We start from the raw sequence: 20,178 nt of genomic DNA, 5'->3' as shown, positions 1-20,178 counted from the left end.
CAAGGGGCCCTTCCTTTCACCCTCAGCCGGCGGCGGCGGCGAGGACGGTGGCCTCGACCCGGTTCCGCTCGGACTCGTCGGGCCAGGCGCCGACCAGGTAGAACGCGTCGACGACGTCACCGCCGAGGGTGGAGATCCGGGCCGCCCGGACCTGGGCGCCGGCCTCGTCGAGTGCACTGGTGACGCGGTAAAGGAGGCCACCGGCGTCGGCGGCGCGGAGTTCCAGTACGACCGCGTCGGTGGCCGCCTCGCGGTGCCAGACCACCCGGGGGGCGGCGCCACTACCCCGGGCGGCGAGGGCCCGGCCGCGCAGCCGCTGGGTCACCGAGATGTCGCCGGTGACCGCCCGACGCAGGTCGGCGGCGAGCGCGATCGGGTCGGGCGGGGTGCCGTAACGGGGTTGGACCAGGAACTCGACCAGGGCCCGGTCCTCGACCATGCTGGCGTCGGCGGCCAGCACCTCCAGCCGGTGCAGGGCCAGGCATCCGGCGACCGCCGCGAGCAGGCCCTTCCGGTCCGCCGCGGCCACCGCCACCCGGTCCCCCTCCAGGTGTACGGCCGGCAGCGGCCCCGCCACCAGCGCCGGATCGGGTGCCGGCGGGTCGGGGAGCAGGCCGGTGTCGAGTCGGGTGTGCACCCGGCGGGCCAGTTCGGCGATCAGCCGGGCCTTCCAGTCCGACCAGGCGGCCGGTCCGGTGGCGCGGGCGTCGGCCCGGGCCAGCGCGTGCAGCAGGCTCAGCGTGGTGGTGTCCTGGACCGCCTCGGCGACTCCGGCGATGGTCACCGGGTCACCGAGGTCGCGTCGGGTCGCCACCTCCGGCAGCAGCAGGTGCAGCCGGACCAGTTTCTCGATCAACGTGACCTCGGCGGGTGGCAGCCCGATCCGGGCCGCGATCCGGGCCGCGATCGGTGCTCCGACGATGCTGTGATCCCCGGCCAGCCCCTTGCCGACGTCGTGCAGGAAGGCGGCGAGCAGCAGCAGGTCGGGCCGGTCCACCTCGCGGGCGTACCCGGTGGCCTCGGCGGCGGCCTGCACCAGGTGCCGGTCCAGGGTGTACCGGTGCACCGGGTTGTGCTGCGGCAGGCTGCGCATCCGGGGCCATTCGGGCAGCCAGCCGTCGACCAGGCCGTACCGGTCGCAGGTTTCCCAGGTGCTGACCAGGCCGGGACCGGCGCCGAGCAGGGTGACCAGCGCGGCCCGGGCGGCCGGTGGCCAGGGCGTCGGCAGCGGCGGACAGTATGCGGCGAGCCATTCGCAGGTGGCCCTGGCGATCGGCAGCCGGGCGCTGGCCGCCGCGGCGGCGATCCGCAGCGACAGGCTCGGGTCGGGGCGGGCGCCGATCGCGGTCCGGGCGAGGACCAGCTCACCGTCCTGCTCGACCACGTCCCGGGCGACCGGGCGGCGCAGCGGCCGGCCGTCGGCGCCCCGGCGCCGGCCGGAGCGGAGCCGGTCGACGGCCCGCCAGGCGTCGTCCAGGGCGTGGCTGACGGTACGGGCGTCACCGGCGACCCGGCGCAGCAACGTGTCGCCGTCGTCCAGTCCGAGCAGCGCGGCGACGGTGGCGCGTTCCTGGGCGAGCAGCCGGTCCACCCGCCGGCCGACCGACTGGTGCAGCGCGTCCCGGGTGTCCAGCAGTCGTACGTGGGCGGCCCGGACCGCCGGGCGGAGGGTGTCGCTGATCCCGGCGAAGGCGATGGCCCGGAGCAGGCCGACGTCACGCAGCCCGCCGGCGGCCTCCTTCAGGTCGCCTTCGAGCAGGAAGGCCAGTTCGCCGTGCGCCTGCCAGCGGGACGCGGTGACCTCCCGCAGCGCGGGCAGCGCCCGGACGGCGGTACGCCGCCACTGGTCCGCCGCCGCGCCGATCAGCTGGGCGGAGATCTCCGGGTCGCCGGCCAGGTGCCGGGCGTCGAGCAGCCCGAGCGCGACCTTGACGTCGTCGTGCGCCACCGAGAGCGCCTCGGGAATGGTCCGTACCGAGTGGTCCAACCCGAGCCGGGCGTCCCAGATCGGGTACCAGAGGGCGGCGGCCAGCTCGTCCATCCCGGGCACTCCGGCGTGTACCAGGACGAGGTCGAGGTCGCCGCAGGGCGCGCACTGCCGGCGGCCGAGACCGCCGACGGCCAGCAGGGCGACCCCGGTGGCGGTGTTCGGCCAGGCCGCATCGTCCGGTCCGGCGGTGTCCGGCCGGACCGGACCGCCCGCTCCGTTGCCGGTCTCGCGGCCGGTGCCGGTCTCACGCAGGCCGGTCGCCAGCAGCCCGGCCAGCCAGGTGTCGAGCGCCGCCGCACGCTGTTCACGTGCGGCGGCGCCGATGCCCGCGATGGGCAGGGGCCTCGGGTCGACCTGACCGGCGGTCGACGGCACGGGTCCCCTGGTCATCGTGATGATCTCTCCTAGAGAGCGTCGAGGCCGCGCTCGCCGGTGCGGACCCGGATCACGTCCTCGACCCCGGTCACCCACACCTTTCCGTCACCGATCTTGCCCGTACGGGCGGCGGCGACCACCGCGTCGACCACCTTGTCGACGTCGATCTCGTCGGTCAGCACCTCGACCCGGATCTTCGGCAGGAACTCGACGGTGTACTCGGCACCCCGGTACACCTCCGTGTGCCCCTTCTGCCGTCCGTACCCCTGGACCTCGCTGACGGTCAGGCCGGCCACGCCGAGAGCGTGCAGCGCCTCCTTCACCGCATCCAGCTGGTACGGCTTGATGACCGCGGTCACCAGCTTCATATCCAACCCCTCCATCGCAGTAACGTTAACCGGCGACCTTTTCGCTGACCGGAGTGGCGGGCTCGTCCGCCGGAGTGCTGGTGTTCGGCGTACCGATCCCGGCCATGGCGAACGCGCCGCCACCGCCGCTGCCGGAGGCCGTGGAGAGGTCGTAGCCGCTCTCCGCGTGCTCCGCGAGGTCGATGCTGTCGACCTCGGCCTCGGCGCTCACCCGGAACCCGATGGTCTTCTCGATCGCGAAGGCCAGCAGCCAGGCGATCCCGAAGGACCAGGCGGTGACGATCAGGCCGGCCAGGGCCTGCCGGCCGAGCTGGGTCGCGCCGCCGCCGTAGAAGAGACCGTCGGAGGCGCCCACCACGTCGCTGATCGCCCCGTTGACGCTGTTGGTGGCGAACAGGCCGAGCCAGAGGGAGCCGATCCAGCCGCCGACGAAGTGCACGCCGACCACGTCGAGCGAGTCGTCGTAGCCGAGCTTGTACTTCAGGCTGACCGCGAGGGCGCAGACCGCACCGGCGACCAGACCGAGGAGCACCGCGGCCCAGGGCGCGACGAACCCACACGCCGGGGTGATGGCGACCAGGCCGGCGATGGCGCCGGAGGAGGCACCGACCAGGGTCGGCCGGCCGCCCCTGATCCACTCGATGATGATCCAGCCGAGCACCGCGGCGGCGGTGGCGAGCTGGGTGTTGATGAAGGCCAGGCCGGCCACCGAGTCGACGGTGAGTTCCGAGCCGGCGTTGAAACCGAACCAGCCGAACCAGAGCAGGCCGGCGCCGAGCGCCACCAGGGGGATGTTGTGCGGCTTCATGACCTCCTTGGGCCAGCCGAGCCGCTTGCCGAGCACCAGTACGACACCGAGCGCGGCGGCACCCGCGTTGATGTGCACGGCCGTACCACCGGCGAAGTCGAGTGCGTGGATGTCAGCGCCGATGAACCCGCCGCCCCACACCCAGTGCGCGACCGGGAAGTAGACCAGGGTGGCCCAGCCGAACGCGAAGAGCAGCCAGCCGGCGAACTTGGCCCGGTCGGAGATGGCGCCGCTGATCAGCGCGACGGTGATCACCGCGAAGACCATCTGGAACGCCATGAAGACGTAGAGCGGGATGCCGATGCCGCTGGGGTTCTCGGCGGTCGCACCCCACAGGTCCGTCTCGGCCAGGAACGTCTTGGTGCCGAGGTACTGGGAGATGTCGCCCCAGAATCCGTTCACATCCGTACCGAACGCGATGCTGAAGCCGTAGAACCACCACAGAACAGAGATGAGCCCGATCGCGGAAAAGCTCATCATCATCATGTTGAGCACGCCCTTGGACCGGTTCAGGCCGCCGTAGAACAGCGCCAGACCGGGCGTCATGAGCAACACGAGCGCCGTCGACACCAGCAGCCATACGGTGTTGGCGGGATCGATCGTCGGTGCTTCAGGCACGCTGGCCTCCTAAAGTTGGTTACCCTCCTTCCCGGCCCACCGAGGCAGCATCGCCCGTACGCCGGTTGCGCGGAAGCTTCGTAGCTCGCTGTTTCACCTGTGGTGCCCACGGGGTTTCCGCCGCGTGACGGGTTGTTTCCAACGTGTGAAGAAACCCGTTACATCGATGGAACGGACGGGGGCATATCAGCCGAATAGCTCGCCGTGAATGAACGGAAAGCGACGCACGGCTACCGGAGTGCGTACTCCAGGGTGTGCCGCTCGTAGTCCAGCAGTCGCAGATCGCGCATCGGGCGACGCAGGTGACCCTTGTGCACGATCCGGACGAACGCGGGATCACCGGCGGCGGCCATCCGCCGGATCCCCTCCACGTGGTCCACGATCCGCTTCCGGATGGTCCGTACCAGCCGGTGCCGGTCCCGGGGAATCAGCCCGTACGCGTCGGCGAACAGCCGTAGCCGGCGCGGTCGGTTGGGCCGCTGCCAGCCCAGGGTGTAGGAGTCCCGGTCGGAGAAGAGCGGCACCCAGGTCCAGGCCGCGTACGCCACGTCGTAGATCCGGGCGCCGGGCGAGGCGAGGTCGAAGTCGATCAGCGCGAGGGTGCCGTCCGGACGCCAGATCACGTTGTGCGGGGCGGCGTCGTGGTGACAGATCACCTCGGTGTCCGGCGGCGGCGGCCCGAACGACCGCCACACCGCGCCCGGCGGCGGCTGGAAGCCGTACTGCGCGTCGTGGAACATCCGCAGCATCGTGGCGACGGTGACCAGCGCCTCGTCGGTGACCCAGTGCGGGGCGAGCGGGTACTCGCCGCACTCCCCTTCCAGGTACGACAACACCTCGCGGTTGCGCGAGTCCATCCCGAGCGCCCGGGGCGAGCCGGTGAAGCCGACGTACTCAAGGTGGCGTAGCAGGGCGTGCACGGACGGCGTCCACGGGCCCGCGTTGCGGCGGACGGTGTCACCCACCCGCACAACGGTGCTGACGTTACCGCCGTGCAGCGGGATCTCCTGCGAAGTCACGTACGTCTCTCCCGAGGAGCGGCGCCGGAGCGGTTGGCGCGGTCGCGCCCCGGGGGGACCGGGGCGCATGTGCAGAGTCCCCCGAGATTACGCGTCGACGCCAAGCGGCTCGGTGCCGAGTAGCGCGTCGACGAACTGCGCCGGATCGAAGGGAGCGAGATCGTCCGGCCCCTCGCCCAGCCCGACCAGCTTGACCGGGATGCCGAGCTTGCGTTGCACCGCGATCACGATGCCGCCCTTCGCGGTGCCGTCGAGCTTGGTCAGCACCACTCCGGTGACGTCCACCACCTCGGTGAAGACCCGGGCCTGTTCCAGGCCGTTCTGTCCGGTCGTGGCGTCGAGGACCAGCAGGGTCTCGTCCACCGGCCCGTGCCGGGACACCACACGCTTGATCTTGCCCAGCTCGTCCATCAGGCCGACCTTGTTCTGCAACCGGCCGGCGGTGTCGATCAGGACCGTGTCGACGTTGGCCTCGATCCCCCGCTGGACCGCGTCGAAGGCCACGCTCGCCGGATCCGCGCCCTCCGGGCCGCGGACCACCTCGGCGCCGACCCGGCTGGCCCAGGTGGTGAGCTGTTCGGCGGCGGCGGCCCGGAACGTGTCGGCGGCACCCAGCACGACGGTACGACCGTCGGCGATCAGCACCCGGGCGACCTTGCCGCAGGTGGTGGTCTTGCCCGCGCCGTTCACCCCGACCATCAGCAGCACCGCCGGGGTGTCGCCGGGCCGGGTGGCCCGCAGTGTCCGGTCCAGCGTCGGGTCCAGGGCGCTCACCAGCTCGTCCGCGAGCAGCGCGCGCAACTCGGTCGCGCTGCGGGTGCCGAGCACGGCGGTACGCTCGCGCAGCCGGTCGACGATCACCCGGCTGGCCTCCACCCCGACGTCGGCGCCGATCAGGCTGTCCTCGATCTCCTCCCAGACGTCCTCGTCGAGATGATCACGGGAGAGCAGGTTCAGCAGGCTCTTGCCGAACACATTCTGCGATCGGGACAACCGGGCACGCAGCCGGACGAGTCGCCCGGCGGTCGGCTCCGGCCGCTCCACCGGCGGCGCCTCGACCGGCGGCAGCTGTACCGGAGGGGCCTCCACCGGCGGGGCCACCACCTCGGTCGGTGGTGGCGACGTCGGCACGGGCGGTACCGGTGGTGCGGGCGGGATGGGCGGCAGCGGCGGCGTGGCCCGGCCACCCCGCCGGGTCACCACCAGTCCGACCGCCAGACCCACCAGAAGGAGCAGCAGCACGCCGGCCACGACCGCCATGACGACGATGTTGTCCATACGGCCGATCCTGTCAGACGTCGGGCGGCTTGGCGCAGCCGCCGCACCTGTGTCGGGTCACGCGCCCGAGTAGGCTCGCCGCGAAACCCTGGTAGCGCCACGGCCAGCCTGGGTAGGAGGATTCGCCCACCATCCCCGTCCGCTCGGAGGTCGTGCCATGCCTACCGCCCGGTTACTGGTCGGCCCGGCCCTACGCCGGGTCGTCGGAACCAGAGCCACCGTCTGGGTCGAGACCAGCGGGCCGGCCCTGGTCCGGGTCGGTACCCCGGACGGGGCCGGTGGCGAGGCGACCACCTTCACCGCCTTCGACCACCACTACGCGCTGGTCGTGGTGGAGGGGCTGACGCCGGGCAGGGCAACGCCGTACCAGGTTTTCCTCGATGACGAGCAGGTCTGGCCGGAGCCGGAGTCGAAGTTCCCGCCGAGCATGATCCACACTCGCCGGGAGGACGACCCGGACGTACGGCTGATCTTCGGCTCCTGCCGGGAGACCACCCAGCACGCCACCGCACGGAAGCTGCCGCCGGACGCGCTCGACGCGTACTCCCGGCGGTTGATGGCGGCGTACCGTGCCGGCCCGGACGGCACCGACCCCGACTGGCCCGACCTGATCGTGCTGCTCGGTGACCAGGTCTACGCCGACCAGACCTCGCCGACGGTCCGCAAGCTGCTTCGACGGCGGCGGCGGCGCACCGTCGGCGCCCCGGCCGACCAGGTGGTCAGCTTCGACGAGTACACCAAGCTGTATCTGGAGTCGTGGCGGGATCCGGAGATCCGCTGGCTGCTCTCGACCGTGCCGAGCGTGATGATCTTCGACGACCACGAGATCATCGACGACTGGAACACCTCCACCCCGTGGCGGGCCGAGGTGCACAGCCAGCCCTGGTGGCCGGAGCGGATCGCCAGCGGGCTGGCCTCGTACTGGGTCTACCAGCACCTGGGCAACCTGGACCCGGACGAGATCGCGGCGGACCCGGTCTATGCCAAGGTCATGGCGGCCGAGGACGCGACCTCGGTACTCCGGGAGTTCGGCCAGCGGGTCGACGCCGAGGCGATCGGCTACGACGCCGCGCTGGGCGCCGGTACGGCACCCGCCGACGCGGCGGTGCCCGGGCGCTACCAGTGGAGTTACGCCGTGGACCTCGGCCGGACCCGGCTGGTGGTGCTGGACAACCGGTGCAGCCGGGTGCTGGACAAGACCCACCGGGCCATGCTCCCGCCGACCGAGTGGTCCTGGTTCACCGACCAGGTGCACGGCGACTACGACCACCTGGTCGTCGGGTCGTCGCTGCCCTGGCTCCTTCCGCCCGGCATCCATCACCTCGAGTCCTGGAACGAGCGGCTGGCCGACTCGGACCGCCCCCGGGTGGCCGAGTACTCCGAGCGGCTGCGCCGGGCACTCGACCTGGAGCACTGGGGCGCGTTCCGCCGGTCGTTCGACGCGCTCGCCCAGGTCTTCGCCCGGCTCGGCAGCGGCACGCCCGGACAGCCCGGCGACCGGGTCGGCACCGGTCCGGCGTACCCGCCGCCGGCGTCGATCAGCGTGCTCTCCGGCGACGTACACCACTCCTATGTCGCCCGGGCCCGCTTCGACACCGCGATCGCCACCCCGGTCCACCAGCTGACCTGCTCACCGATCCACAACCAGATACCGGCTCCGATGCGCCCGCTGCTGCGGCTCGGCTGGTGGCGCGGCCCGTCCGTGGCGGCCCGGGCACTGGCCCGGACCGCCGGGGTACGCCGGCCGTCGGTGCGGTGGCGCCGACTCGACGGGCCCTACTTTGGCAACGCGGTGAGCACCCTGCGGCACGACGGCCGGTCCGCCGAGGTGACCATCGAGGGCACCTCGGCGGAGGGCACCCTGCACACCGTCGCCCGCCGCTCGCTCACCGGCTGACGCGGGCCGCACCGAGGCGGTCGCACCGGCTGACGCGGCCCTGGCGGGTGCACCGGCTGACGCGGCCCTAGTGGGTGACCGCGCCGGCCACCACCGATCGGCCGTCTCCATTCCCGACCTGGCGACCCGCGGTCCGCGGCGAGGCGTCGGTGTCGCCGGCACCGGCGATCCGCAGGGCCTCGACGAGCTGCCGGTAGAGCTCGTCGTTGGCCAGCAGTTCCTCGTGACTGCCCCGCGCTCTGACCCGTCCGGCCTCCATCACCACGATGGTGTCCGCGTCGATCACGGTCGAGAGCCGGTGCGCGACGGTGACGACCGCCCCGCGGGCCGCCCGGTCCCGGATCACCTGGTGGATCGCCGCCTCGGTGAGCCCGTCGATCTGCGCGGTCGCCTCGTCGAGCAGCAGCACGTCCGGGGTACGCAGGATGGCCCGGGCCAGTGCGATCCGCTGCCGCTCGCCACCGGAGACCGAGGACGAGGTGAGCGGAGTGTCCAGGCCCTCGGGCAGGGCGTCGATCTTCGAGGTGAGCCGGACCTGGGCCAGTACGTCCCGCACCTCCTCCTCGGTCGCGTCCGGATAGGTGAACAGCAGGTTCTCCCCGATCGTGCCGGGTACCACCGGGCTCTCCTGCTCGACGTACGCGAGCCGCTGGCGGATCTCGCTGTGGGTGTGCTCGCGGTAGGGGCGGCCATCGAGCCGAATCTCCCCCTCCTGCGGTTCGAGGAAGCGCAGCACGAGCGAGAAGAGCGTCGTCTTGCCCGCACCGGAGGGTCCGACGATCGCGGTGTGCCCCCGCCTCGGAATGGCCAGGTCGATTCCACTGACCGCCGGGGCGGCGTCCGGGCCGTACCGCGCGGAGACGCCCCGCAGTTCGAGCACCGGGCCGGGATGTGGTTGGTGCCCGTCCGTCGGGTCGCCGCCGGGCAGCCGATGCCCGTCGGCGCGTTCCGCCCCGGTGTCCGGCCGCTGTCGGTCAGCGCGTTCCGGTCCGGCGTCCGGGCTCTCCACCTCGATGTCGGCGACCTGGCGGATCCGGCCCGCCGCCGCGATGCCCGACTGGAGGGCGGTCACGTTCTGACTGATCTCGCTGATCGGGCCCATCAGGTTGAACGCGTACAGCAGGAAGGCGATCAGGCTGGACACCTCGAGTCGTCCCTCGCTGACCCGCCACGCGCCGATGCCGAGGATCAGGATGATGGCGAGCTGGATGCCCGACCAGACGATGGTCCAGGCCATCGCCTCGCGCCGGGCCGCGTGGACGCTGAACTTCGCCACCTGGCGTGCCTCGGCGAGGATCCGCTCGGACTGCCGGTGCTCGGCGCGGCTCACCTTCACGGTCCGGATCGCCCGCAGCGCGCCCTCCAGCACCCCACCGAGCCGGCCGAGATGCTCCTGAGACCGCTCCTGCGCCTTGGCGATCGAGGGCATGAGTACGGCGAACATCAGCGCGACCAGGATCACCGCGCCCACGGTGGTGCCGAGCAGCACCAGGTCGAGTACGCCCATCAGCACCAGCGTGCCGGCCATCATGACCGTGCCGTTGATCAGCCCGATGATGCTCGACGAGGCGGCCTGGTGCAGCAGCAGGGTGTCCGAGGTGACCCGGGCGACCAGTTCACCGGTCGGTCGCCGGGTCACCTCCGGCACGGTCGCCCGGAAGAAGCGCCGGATGATCGACTCGCGCGCGTCCAGCACGATCCGCTCGCCCAGGGTGCCGAGCAGGATCCACTGCCACAGCCAGATCGCGCTGCCGACCACGAGCAGTACGGCCAGCGCCGTTATCGGCCCCGACAGCGACGCCGAGCCGCCGAGGGAGTCGAGCACCCACTTGGTGACCATCGGCGACGCCAGCCCGGCCGCCGATCCGAGCAGGGCCAGGAGCAGGCCGAGGATCAGCTTGCCGGTGTGTGGTCGGGCGAAGGACCAGAGGATCCGTAGCCTCCCCCAGGAAAGTTGATCATTGCCGACCTTTTCCGCTACAGACATGCCCCCTAGTGGAGCACACATGTTCCACTAGGGACAACCGATATTTCAAGTTGGGTTCGATGTTGTCTAGACTTGCCGGCATGGCGGTGAGGGATAGCGTCGACGTCGAGAGCCGGGCCCGGGCCCGTACCCGGCGGGCGATCCTCGACGCCGCGATCACCGTCCTGTCGCAGCACAGCGCCGCCTCCCTCGCCGACGTCGCCGACGCCGCCGGGGTGGGACGCACCACGCTGCACCGCTACTTCCCCGAGCGCGCCGACCTGATGACCGCGCTCAGCACCGACGTGCTCGCCCGGATCGACGCTGCCGCCGAACGGTCCCAGCTCGACCGGGGACCCGCACCGGAGGCCCTGGAGCGGCTCTGCCAGGAGTACTTCGAACTCGGCGACATCCTGATGTGCGTCTTCTCCCAGCCGGAACTGGTCAACAACACCCAGGCCTGGGAGGAGTGCAGCGAGGCGGACAAGGCACTGATCCGGCTCGTCGAACGCGGCCACGCCGAGGGCACCCTCGACCCGGCCCTCGATCCGATCTGGGTCCAGCAGGTGCTCTGGTCACTGCTCTACGCGACGTGGCAACACACCCGGGAGCACTCCGTCTCCAAGCACCGGGCGCTCGACCTGTGCCTGCGCAGCCTCCGCAAGGTCGTCGCCACCAGCCCTGGCTGACTGGAGCCCGATCACCGAGGCGGCGCAGCCTCCCCGGTAACGGGGCTCCAGTCCGTGATCATCCGATCGCAGATCTTGGAGAGTTATGGTTCGGTACTAAGCACAGATCGACAAGAATCTTGGTGGCGGCTCCCCATGATCATGCGATCATGACCGGATGACCTGGACCGCCCCTGACGTCGACCGTGACCGTGCGCCTGTTGTGGCCGACGAGCGTGCCATGCTCGACGCCTGGCTCGACTTCCACCGGCAGACGCTGCTGAGGAAGTGCACCGGGCTCACCGCCGAGCAGCTCCGGACGGCCAGCGTCGAACCCTCGAACATGACCCTGCTCGGCCTGGTCCGGCACTCGGCCGAGAACGAGCGGTGGTGGTTCCGGCAGCAGTTCGCCGGCCTGGACCTGCCGTACCACTACTACACCGAGGAGCAGCGGGACCGCGACTTCGAGGACGTCACCGCCGCCGACCCGAAAGCCGACCTCGCCACCCTCCGCGAAGAGATCGAACTGGTCCGGCAGACGGTCGCCGGCCGGTCGCTGGACGAGACGTTCGTCGGGCCGAAGGGCCGCGACATCAGCCTGCGCTGGGTCTACGTGCACATGATCGAGGAGTACGCCCGGCACAACGGCCACGCCGACCTGATCCGCGAGCGAATCGACGGTACGACCGGCGAGTGACGCCGCTCAGCCGAGCCGGGCGAGCACCGGCCGGCGGGTGACGCCTCAGACGGCCAGCGCCGCCCGCAGGTAGCGCAGGTCGTCCGGCCCCGTCCACCGGTACGCCGACAGCCCTGCGACCCGCGCCCCCCGGATCGCACGGTCCTCGTCGTCCACGAACAGCACCTGGGCCGGCAGCGTGTCGACGGCCAGACAGGCCTGCTGGAAGTACTCCTTCATCGGCTTGTGCACGCCCAGCGTCGAGGAGCTGACCACCACGTCGACCTCCTCGGTCAGGCCCAGCGTGACCAGGTCGGTGTCGAGCAGGTCGGTGGAGTTGGTGGCCAACCCGACCCGTACGCCGGCGGCCCGCGCCTCCCGGACGAAGGCCAGTACGTCGGGGTCCACCGTCCCCCGGTCCGCCTGCCACTCGTCGACCGCCGCCCGCATCCGGTCCCGGTCCCGGCCCGGCCCGGCGAGCGCGTCCACCACGGCGACCATCCAGTCGGCGTGGCTGAGCTGCCCGGTGACCGCCGGACGCAACAGCGCCCACTGCATCGCGATCTCGTACAGCACGCCCGACGGCAGGTCGTAGCGGCTCTCCACCCGGGTGGCGTTGTCGGGATCCCACCGCCGCAGGACCCCGTCCAGGTCCACCAGCAGTGCGGTCGGGCGCTCCCGGGCCATCAGTCCTCCTCGTTGCTGAGTCGCTGGCTGATCACCTGGGTGACGCCGCTTCGCATGGTGACGCCGTAGAGGGCGTCGGCCACCTCCATTGTGCGCTTCTGGTGGGTGACCACGATCAACTGGCTCTTCTCCCGCAACTGGGCCATCAGGGTGATCAGGCGGCCGAGATTGACGTCGTCGAGCGCCGCCTCCACCTCGTCCATGATGTAGAACGGGCTGGGCCGGGCTCGGAAGATCGCGACCAGCATGGCGACGGCGGTCAGCGACCGCTCGCCGCCGGAGAGCAGCGAAAGCCGCTTGATCTTCTTGCCCGGCGGGCGGGCCTCGACCTCGACCCCGGTGGTGAGCATGTCCTCCGGGTCGGTCAGCACCAACCGCCCCTCGCCGCCGGGGAAGAGCACGGTGAAGACCTGCTCGAACTCCCGGGCGGTGTCGGCGTACGCACTGGCGAAGACCTCCAGGATCCGGTCGTCCACGTCCTTGACCACGGTGAGCAGGTCCTTGCGGGTCGCCTTGAGGTCTTCGAGCTGCTCGGAGAGGAACTTGTACCGCTCCTCCAGGGCGGCGAACTCCTCCAGGGCGAGCGGGTTGACCTTGCCGAGCAGGGCCAGCTCGCGTTCGGCCTTGGCGGCCCGCTTCTCCTGCACCGGCCGCTCGAACGGCACCGGCTCGGGCGCCGGCCGGTCGTCCCGCTCGGCGGCGGCGATCTCGGCCTGGGCGGGCGGTACGGGCTGCTGCGGGCCGTACTCGGCGACCAGGCTCTCCACGTCCAGCCCGAAGTCCTCGGCCGCCTTGGCCTCCAACTGCTCGATCCGCAGCCGCTGCTCGGCCCGAGCCACCTCGTCCCGGTGCACCGCGCTGGTCAGCCGTTCCAGGTCGCCGCCGAGCCGCTTGGCCGCGCCGCGTACCTCCTGGAGTTCGGCTTCCCGGGCGGACCGGGCCTGCGCGACGGCGTCCCGGGTCTGCTCGGCGGTGGCGAGGGAGACCGCGAGCCGGGTCAGCGCCTCCCGGGCGCCGATCTCGACGGCGCGGGCGATGGTGGCGCCGCGGGCCCGGGCGGCCCGCCGGGCGGCGGCCCGTTCCCGGGCGGCCCGCTCGGCCGCCGCCTGCCGGGCCAGCGAGTCGGCCCGGCCGGCGATCGAGGCGACCCGCTCCTCCGCGGTACGCACCGCGAGCCGGACCTCCATCTCGTTCTGCCGGGCCGGCGGCAGGTACCGGGCCAGTTCGTCGCGTTCCTCCGTGGACGGCTCGGCGTCGATCGGGGTGGCCTCGGCCAGCCGGAGCCGCTCCTCCAGCTCGGCCAGGCCGGCGAGGTCGCGGTCCCGGGCCTGCTGGGCCCGGTCCCGGGACTCGGCCAGCCGATCCATCTCGGCCTTCGCCGACCGCGCGGCCCCGCCCAGCTCGGCGAGCCGGCGGGCGGCGGCGTTGCGCTGCCCCTCGGCCTCCCGCTTGACCGCTGCCGCGGCGGCGACCGTCTGCTTGTGGTCGGCCGCCTCTTCCCGGGCCGCGCCGAGCTGTTCACGCAGCTCGGCGATGGTCTGCTCGGCGGTCACCCGGTTGGTCCGGGCCTCCTCGACGGCGGCCTGCACCTCCAGGTAGCTGGGTGCCTTCGCCGAACCACCGGCCGCCGCGTAGCCGCCGACCACGTCGCCGTCGGCCGTCACCGCGCGCAGTTCGGCATTACCGGCCACCACCCGGGTCGCCGTCTCCAGGTCGTCGACCAGGATCACGTCCCGCAGTGCCCGGTGCACCGCCGGGCGTACCTCGTCGGGGCAGCCGACCAGGTCCGGTGCCCAGCGGGCGCCGGCCGGAAGCGCCGGGCGCAGCGCGTCGGCCGTACCGATCATGCCCGGCCCGGCCTGCCCGCCGACCAGCAGGTCGGCCCGGCCGGCGTCCTGGATCTTCAGCCACCGCATCGCCTCGGCCGCCTCGTCGACCCCGGCCACCGCGACCGCGTCGGCGAGGCTGCCGAGCGCGGCGGCGAGCGCCGCCTCGTGGCCCGGCGCGACGGTCAGCAGCCCGGCCAGGCTGCCCAGCAGCCCCGGCACCTGGTCGGCGCGGGCCAGCAGGGCCCCGGCGCCGTCCTTGCGGCGCAGGCCCATGGCCAGCGCCTCCTCCCGGGCCTTCCAGGTCGCCGCGTCCTTCTCCGCCGCCCGCTCGGCGTCGGAAAGCGCCCGTACGGTGGCCGCCGCCCCCTCCTGCGCGGCGACCGCCTCGGCGTGCCGGGCGTCCAGGTCCGCGTTGTCCCGGTCGGCCTCGCTGGACCGCTCCGCGACCGCGTCGAGTTCGGTCTGGGTCTGCGCCGCCCGGACCTCCGCGTCGGCGTGCGCGGCGGCGAGCCGGGCGATCTCCTCGGCCGCCGAACCCGTCCGGGCGCGGGCCGAGTTGACCTGTCCGGTCAGCTTGGCCAGGCCCTCCCGCCGGTCGGCGATCGCCTTGGCGGCGACGACTAGTGAGCGTTCCGCCTCGGCGAGCTGACGTTCCAGCTGCTGCCGGCTCTCCACCGCCTCGGCCAGCCGGATCTGGTCGTCGGTGAGCGCGGTCCGCAGTTCCTCCTCGTGCGCGCGCACCTCCTCGGCCTCGGCTTCGAGCCGGTCGGGGTCGCGGCCGGGACGCTCGTCGTCCGGGGTGGCGCTCAGGTGGCGGAGCCGCTCCCGGGCCAACTGCTCGGTCGAGCGGAACCGCTCGGTGAGCGCGGAGAGCTGGTACCAGGTGTCCTGGGCCCGGGTGAGCAGCGGAGCGTCCTCGGCGAGCGCCGTCTCCAGCTCGGCGAGCCGGGTCTGCACCTCGGCGTGCTCCCGCTCGACCTGCTCGCGGCGCTGCCGCAGCGCGGCCTCGTCGGCGATCTCCTTGTCCAGCGTGGAACGCAGCGTGGCCAGGTCGTCGGCGAGCAGGCGCAGCCGGGCGTCCCGCAGGTCGGCCTGGATCCCCTGCGCCCGGCGGGCCACCTCGGCCTGCCGGCCCAGCGGCTTGAGCTGGCGGCGCAACTCCGCGGTCAGGTCGGTCAACCGGTTCAGGTTGACCTGCATCGCGTCGAGCTTGCGCAGGGCCTTCTCCTTGCGCTTGCGATGCTTGAGTACGCCGGCCGCCTCCTCGATGAACGCCCGCCGGTCCTCCGGCTTCGCGTGGAGTACGGCGTCCAACTGCCCCTGGCCGACGATGACGTGCATCTCCCGGCCGATTCCCGAGTCGGAGAGGAGTTCCTGGATGTCGAGCAGCCGGCAGGAGTCGCCGTTGATCTCGTACTCGCTCTCGCCGGACCGGAACATCCGTCGGGTGATCGACACCTCGGTGTAGTCGATCGGCAGCGCGCCGTCGGTGTTGTCGATCGTCAGCGTCACCTCGGCGCGGCCCAGCGGGGCCCGGCCGGCGGTGCCGGCGAAGATCACGTCCTCCATCTTGCCGCCACGGAGTGCCTTGGCACTGTGCTCGCCGAGTACCCAGGCGATCGCGTCGACGACGTTGGACTTGCCCGAGCCGTTGGGCCCCACCACGCAGGTGATTCCCGGCTCCAGCTTGAAGGTCGTGCTGGAGGCGAAGGACTTGAAGCCCTTCACCGTCAGGCTCTTGAGATACACGCTCTCGATCCTCGTCCGACGTGACCGCCGGGCAGACTCGCCGCTTCCCGGTCAGTTCCGCTCCCGGGTCCCGTCCGGCACGACCGCGACCGGATTCGCCGGCCCGGTCGGCCGCGACCGGACGCCGGAGGAGATGGCTCGCTCCCGGCGGTGGGAGCCTGGTCAACCCGCAGGGTAACCCGGGATTCGACGCCCTGCCCGACGCGGCACGCACCGATCAGGGTATCGGATCACCCGGAAAGCGCTCTCGGGGTACGACCGCGCTCGGCTGGCTCGGCTGGCTCGGGTCACCGGCAGCGGCCCGGCGGCCGGTGGTCAGGTGCGCGGGCGGCCGGTGGTCGGGCGCCCGGCGGCCGGTGGTCAGGCGCGCGGGGGGGCCGGTGGTCAGGCGCCCGGCGGCCGGTGGTCAGGTGCGCGGGGGGCCGGTGGTCAGGCGGCCGCGGCCGGCGGTCGGGCGCCCGGCGGCCGGTCCGGATACAGAACTGCGCGCCGCCACGGACGTGTCGGCGCGCGATTTCTTGGTGCGTTTCAGGTGTCAGGCGGGGGCGCCGGTCGCCCGGCGCCCGGAAGCTCAGGTCAGCGCGGGCTCGGCCAGCCGCAGCAGGTCATCTGCCTCGGCGACCGCCGCAGCGAGCCGATCGTTCTCGGCGCGCAACCGCGTAGTCTCGAACTCCAGTGCCTGAACCCTGGAACGCAGTCGGGTGACCTCGTCGAGTAGGCGCCGGTCTGGCGCCGCACCAACGTGGCCGTAGAGGGCCTTCGCCATATCGTCTCCTTGTAATGCGCTGCCGGAAAGGCCGGCCAACGCGCGCCCAACTCGTTCGCGACTACCTACCCGCAGGCAAACGCGGGCATGGTCGGGCGCGACTGGCGACACTTCTATAGTGTGCCGATGTCCCGGCTGAGTCAAGTTTCACCGGGGCGCGGTCCACCTGTGCCGTCAACCACCCTGAACCGAGGGCTGCCGCAAGGCACGAACCAGGTCGCTGTTCGGACACCGGAAGTGTACCGCCAGTCGATGTCTCATCTGGTAACGCCCCAGGCCAGCGCCCCGATCCCGCTCGCGGGCCTCCTCTTAACTCTTCCTTAGCCGCGTTGCCCCTGGCCAGGGGCCCGCGTAGCGTCCGGACGGTCGGAGCACCGGACGAGTGGAGGTATTGGCGTGCACGGGTGGAACGAACCGGACGACCGGGACGAGGGCCAATGGGAGCCCGTCCAGCCGGCCGGTCGCGCCCAGGCGCCGGCCCGCTCGGCACGAACGGACGACTCGGAACCGGACCTGACGGCGGAACTCGGTACCTTCGCGCTCGGCCCGGAACACGACACCTTCGACCGCGATCCGGAAGTCGACAGCTTCGACCCGGACCCGCGATTCGACACCTTCGACCCGGATCCGCGATTCGACAGCTTCGAGCGGGACCCGGAATTCGAGTCGGGGCGAGGGCTGGCCGGAGCCGGGCGGACGAGGTCCGGTCAGCGGCACCCGGCCGGTCGCGACGACGCCCCCGGGCCGGGCCGTCAACAGGCCGACCCGTCCGGTGGCAGCGGAAAGCACCGGCGGCCGAGCCGGCTGCCGGGGCCGGTGGGTCTGGGGCTCGCCGTGACCGCCCTGCTCGGCCTCTTCGGGGTCGGAGCCGCCCTGCTTCCGCCGAGCCTCGCCGACGCACCCGGGGGCCGCTCGAACCAACCCGCCGCCGACGCGGCCGCGCCCGACGGATTCGACGAGCCGACGGCACCCCTGGACGAGCCGACCGGCGTCGACGCCGAAACCGCCGCACCCACCCCGACCGCCACCACCGCCCCGCAGGCAACGCCGAAGCCCACGGCCACCACCACCAGGCCACCCCGGACGACCAAACCGACCGCCCGCCGTACGCCCGCCCGGACCCCGGCGAAGGCCGCCCAGACGGGGGACAGCCGCGAGGCGCAGGTGCTGGAGATCGTCAACCGCGAGCGCGCCGCCAACGGCTGCGGCTCCGTGGTGATCAATAGCGATCTGGCCGAGGCGGCCCGGCTGCACAGCCAGGACCAGGGCGAGCACACCAACATGTCGCACACCGGCAGCGACGGCAGCGACTTCGTGGAGCGGGCCCGGCGGGCCGGTTACAGCAGCCCGATCGGCGAGAACGTGGCGATGGGCTACGCCACCCCGGCCGCGGTGATGGAGGGCTGGATGAACAGCTCCGGACACCGCGCCAACATCCTGAACTGCAACGCGAAGGCGATGGGTGTCGGAGTGGCCACCGGAACCGACGGCCGGCTGTACTGGACCCAGGTGTTCGGCTCGGCCGCCTGACCCGTACGGCGTACCCGCGGGCCGCCTGAGCCGTACGCCGACCGTCGCCGTGCCCGTCGCCCGGGCTGACTCGTTGGCCCGTACGAGGGGGTGTGCGGCTAGTGAACACCGCAGCTCACTGAGGTGCCGACCCGGGCCACTGGACTGCTTCTCGCGCTCGGGCTGGCGCTGCTGCTGCCCGGCTGCCGCTTCCTGCCGGACCGCTCCGCCCCGGTACCGCCCTGGCCGGGTGGCCCCGCCCCGAGCTGGCAGTGGCAGCTCGACGGACCGCTCGATCCCACCGTCGACGCGCAGGTGTACGCGCTCGACGTCTTCCGCACCACCCTGGAGCAGGCCCGCCGGCTCCGGGCCGACGGCCGGCGGCTGATCTGCTCCGTCGAGGTCGGGATCCACCAGGAGTCCCGCCCGGACGCGAAGCGCTTCCCGGCCGCCGTGCGGGGCCGTCCGACCGGGGTACCGGGTCAGCCGAAGGGCGCTCCGCGCGGCCGGTGGCTGGACATCCGGCAGTGGTCGACCCTCGAACCGGTGCTGGCGGACCGGTTCCGACTCTGCCGGGGCAAGGGCTTCGTCGCCGTACTGCCCGTCGGGATGGAGTCCTACCGGCACCGGAGCGGATTTCCGTTGACCTTCGACGACCAGCTCACCTTCAACCGCCGGATCGCCGACCTGGCCCGCCGCACCGGACTGGCCCCGGGACTGACCAACGACGTCGACCAGGTGCTGGCGTTGGAGCCGCACTTCGACTTCGTCGTCAACGAGGAGTGCTTCCGGCGTACCGAGTGTGACCGGCTGGTGCCGTTCGTGGCGGCCGGCAAGCCGGTCTTCCACGTCGAGTACGAGGGGTCGGTCGTCGACTTCTGCACCGCCACCGTCGGCTACGGCTTCAGCTCCATCCGCAAGGACCGGAACCTCGGCGTACGGCGCGACACCTGCCCGCTCTGAGCGATGCCGGCGCCCCGCGTCCTCACCTCGGCGCGACCGCCGTACGGGGTCGGGGCTGGCAGCGGGGACAACTGAACGACGAGCGGTTCATGAAGGCCTCCCGACGCACCAGCGCACCGCAGTGCCGGCACGGCAGCCCCTCCCGACCGTAGACGTTCAGCTCCCGGTCGAAGTAGCCGCTCTCGCCGTTGACGTTGACGTACAGCGCGTCGAAACTCGTGCCGCCCTGTTGGAGAGCCTCCCCGAGCACGTCGCGGACGTGCCCGAGCAGCCGGGTGATCGCCGGACCGGTGAGCGCGTCGGTCGGTCGGGCACCGTGCAGGCGGGCCCGCCAGAGCGCCTCGTCGGCGTAGATGTTGCCGACACCGGAGATCAACGTCTGGTCCAGCAGCGCCCGCTTGACCTCGGTACGGCGCCGGCGTATCGCGGTCACGAAGGCGGCGTCGGAGAACTCCGGATCCATCGGGTCGCGGGCGATGTGCGCGATCTCCGCCGGCAGGGTCGCGCCGCCCTCCGAGACCGACAGGCCACCGAAGGTGCGCTGGTCCACGAAGCGCAGCTCCGGTCCGCCGTCGTCGAAGGTGAAACGGATCCGCAGGTGGATCTCGTCAGCCATCTCCGCCGGTCGGACCAGCAACTGTCCCGACATGCCCAGATGCCCGATGACGGCGTCGCCGCTGTCCAGCGGCAGCCAGAGGTACTTCCCGCGGCGGCAGGCGGCGAGGATCACCCGTCCGGCGAGCACCGCCGCGAAGTGCTCGGCACCCGGGAGGTGCCGGCGGATGGCGCGCGGATGGCGTACCTCGACGGCCGCGATCCGGCGGTTCGTCACCCAGCGGCTCAGGCCCTCCCGGACCGTCTCCACCTCGGGCAGTTCAGGCATCTGTGATCCTCGATCAGCTCGGCGTACCGGCCCCACCGGCGGAACCCCCGGCCGGTGCGGTACGGGAACGGGCGGCGGGCTCGGCCGTCGGGGCCGCGTCGCGCTCCGGACCGTCCACCGGCCCCACCC

General features: G+C 72.3%; 14 protein-coding genes and 1 pseudogene. 5 read left to right on the top strand and 10 right to left on the bottom strand.

Annotated elements, in window-relative coordinates:
* Positions 1–22: 22 nt before the first annotated feature.
* From H4W31_RS17250 to ftsY, 5 genes and pseudogenes are all read right to left on the bottom strand, one after another.
* Positions 23–2,317, bottom strand: a pseudogene (locus H4W31_RS17250) ([protein-PII] uridylyltransferase); the annotation flags it as partial.
* Positions 2,318–2,394: 77 nt separating this feature from the next.
* Positions 2,395–2,733: a P-II family nitrogen regulator gene (locus H4W31_RS17245; protein WP_192772170.1), complete on the bottom strand. Its 339-nt coding sequence runs from the start codon at positions 2,731–2,733 to the stop codon at positions 2,395–2,397.
* 25 nt (positions 2,734–2,758) lie between these two features.
* On the bottom strand, positions 2,759–4,159 hold the full coding sequence (locus H4W31_RS17240; protein ID WP_192767595.1) for an ammonium transporter: 1,401 nt from the start codon (positions 4,157–4,159) through the stop codon (positions 2,759–2,761).
* A gap of 230 nt (positions 4,160–4,389) precedes the next feature.
* Positions 4,390–5,247 (bottom strand): aminoglycoside phosphotransferase family protein, encoded by an 858-nt coding sequence (locus tag H4W31_RS17235; RefSeq protein ID WP_404825595.1) that lies wholly within the window; start codon positions 5,245–5,247, stop codon positions 4,390–4,392.
* Positions 5,248–5,265: 18 nt separating this feature from the next.
* Positions 5,266–6,456, bottom strand: a complete 1,191-nt coding sequence (gene ftsY, locus H4W31_RS17230; RefSeq protein WP_192767593.1) for a signal recognition particle-docking protein FtsY — start codon at positions 6,454–6,456, stop codon at positions 5,266–5,268.
* A 157-nt stretch (positions 6,457–6,613) separates the two neighbouring features.
* Between ftsY and H4W31_RS17225 the strand changes: the two genes are divergently transcribed.
* Positions 6,614–8,353 carry an alkaline phosphatase D family protein gene (locus H4W31_RS17225; protein WP_192767592.1) on the top strand — a complete coding sequence of 580 codons (1,740 nt, stop codon included), beginning with the start codon at positions 6,614–6,616 and terminating at the stop codon, positions 8,351–8,353.
* A 67-nt stretch (positions 8,354–8,420) separates the two neighbouring features.
* Here the strand turns inward: H4W31_RS17225 and H4W31_RS17220 are convergent, their stop codons facing one another.
* A complete protein-coding gene (locus H4W31_RS17220) occupies positions 8,421–10,340 on the bottom strand; it encodes an ABC transporter ATP-binding protein (protein WP_192767591.1) in 1,920 nt (639 codons plus the stop codon).
* A gap of 80 nt (positions 10,341–10,420) precedes the next feature.
* Here H4W31_RS17220 and H4W31_RS17215 point away from each other — a divergent pair, with 80 nt between their 5' ends.
* Positions 10,421–11,008 (top strand): TetR/AcrR family transcriptional regulator, encoded by a 588-nt coding sequence (locus H4W31_RS17215; RefSeq protein ID WP_192767590.1) that lies wholly within the window; start codon positions 10,421–10,423, stop codon positions 11,006–11,008.
* A 157-nt stretch (positions 11,009–11,165) separates the two neighbouring features.
* The gene (locus H4W31_RS17210; RefSeq protein ID WP_192767589.1) at positions 11,166–11,684 is read left to right on the top strand and encodes a DinB family protein; all 519 of its coding nucleotides are present in this window, start codon (positions 11,166–11,168) and stop codon (positions 11,682–11,684) included.
* Between the two features lie 45 nt (positions 11,685–11,729).
* On the opposite strand, the gene H4W31_RS17205 is transcribed toward H4W31_RS17210, so the two are convergent.
* The 3 genes from H4W31_RS17205 to H4W31_RS17195 all read right to left on the bottom strand — a co-directional run bounded on the left by H4W31_RS17205 (position 11,730) and on the right by H4W31_RS17195 (position 16,694).
* Positions 11,730–12,350: an HAD family hydrolase gene (locus H4W31_RS17205; RefSeq protein WP_192767588.1), complete on the bottom strand. Its 621-nt coding sequence runs from the start codon at positions 12,348–12,350 to the stop codon at positions 11,730–11,732.
* Positions 12,350–15,928 carry a chromosome segregation protein SMC gene (smc, locus tag H4W31_RS17200; RefSeq protein ID WP_192767587.1) on the bottom strand — a complete coding sequence of 1,193 codons (3,579 nt, stop codon included), beginning with the start codon at positions 15,926–15,928 and terminating at the stop codon, positions 12,350–12,352. The genes H4W31_RS17205 and smc overlap by 1 nt, the downstream gene beginning before the upstream one ends.
* A gap of 571 nt (positions 15,929–16,499) precedes the next feature.
* Entirely contained in the window at positions 16,500–16,694 is a 195-nt protein-coding gene (locus H4W31_RS17195; RefSeq protein WP_192767586.1) for a hypothetical protein, read from the bottom strand.
* A 396-nt stretch (positions 16,695–17,090) separates the two neighbouring features.
* Here H4W31_RS17195 and H4W31_RS44270 point away from each other — a divergent pair, with 396 nt between their 5' ends.
* A complete protein-coding gene (locus H4W31_RS44270) occupies positions 17,091–18,224 on the top strand; it encodes a CAP domain-containing protein (RefSeq protein ID WP_318783238.1) in 1,134 nt (377 codons plus the stop codon).
* Positions 18,225–18,347: 123 nt separating this feature from the next.
* Entirely contained in the window at positions 18,348–19,166 is an 819-nt protein-coding gene (locus H4W31_RS17185; RefSeq protein WP_192767585.1) for an endo alpha-1,4 polygalactosaminidase, read from the top strand.
* A 22-nt stretch (positions 19,167–19,188) separates the two neighbouring features.
* Here the strand turns inward: H4W31_RS17185 and mutM are convergent, their stop codons facing one another.
* Positions 19,189–20,049 carry a bifunctional DNA-formamidopyrimidine glycosylase/DNA-(apurinic or apyrimidinic site) lyase gene (gene mutM / locus H4W31_RS17180; protein ID WP_192767584.1) on the bottom strand — a complete coding sequence of 287 codons (861 nt, stop codon included), beginning with the start codon at positions 20,047–20,049 and terminating at the stop codon, positions 19,189–19,191.
* Between the last annotated feature and the right edge of the window lie 129 nt (positions 20,050–20,178).

It is taken from the genome of Plantactinospora soyae (assembly GCF_014874095.1).
Classification (GTDB): domain Bacteria; phylum Actinomycetota; class Actinomycetes; order Mycobacteriales; family Micromonosporaceae; genus Plantactinospora; species Plantactinospora soyae.
The sequence above is the reverse complement of the archived record's forward strand: the minus strand, read 5'-3'. Positions and strand labels throughout refer to the sequence as shown.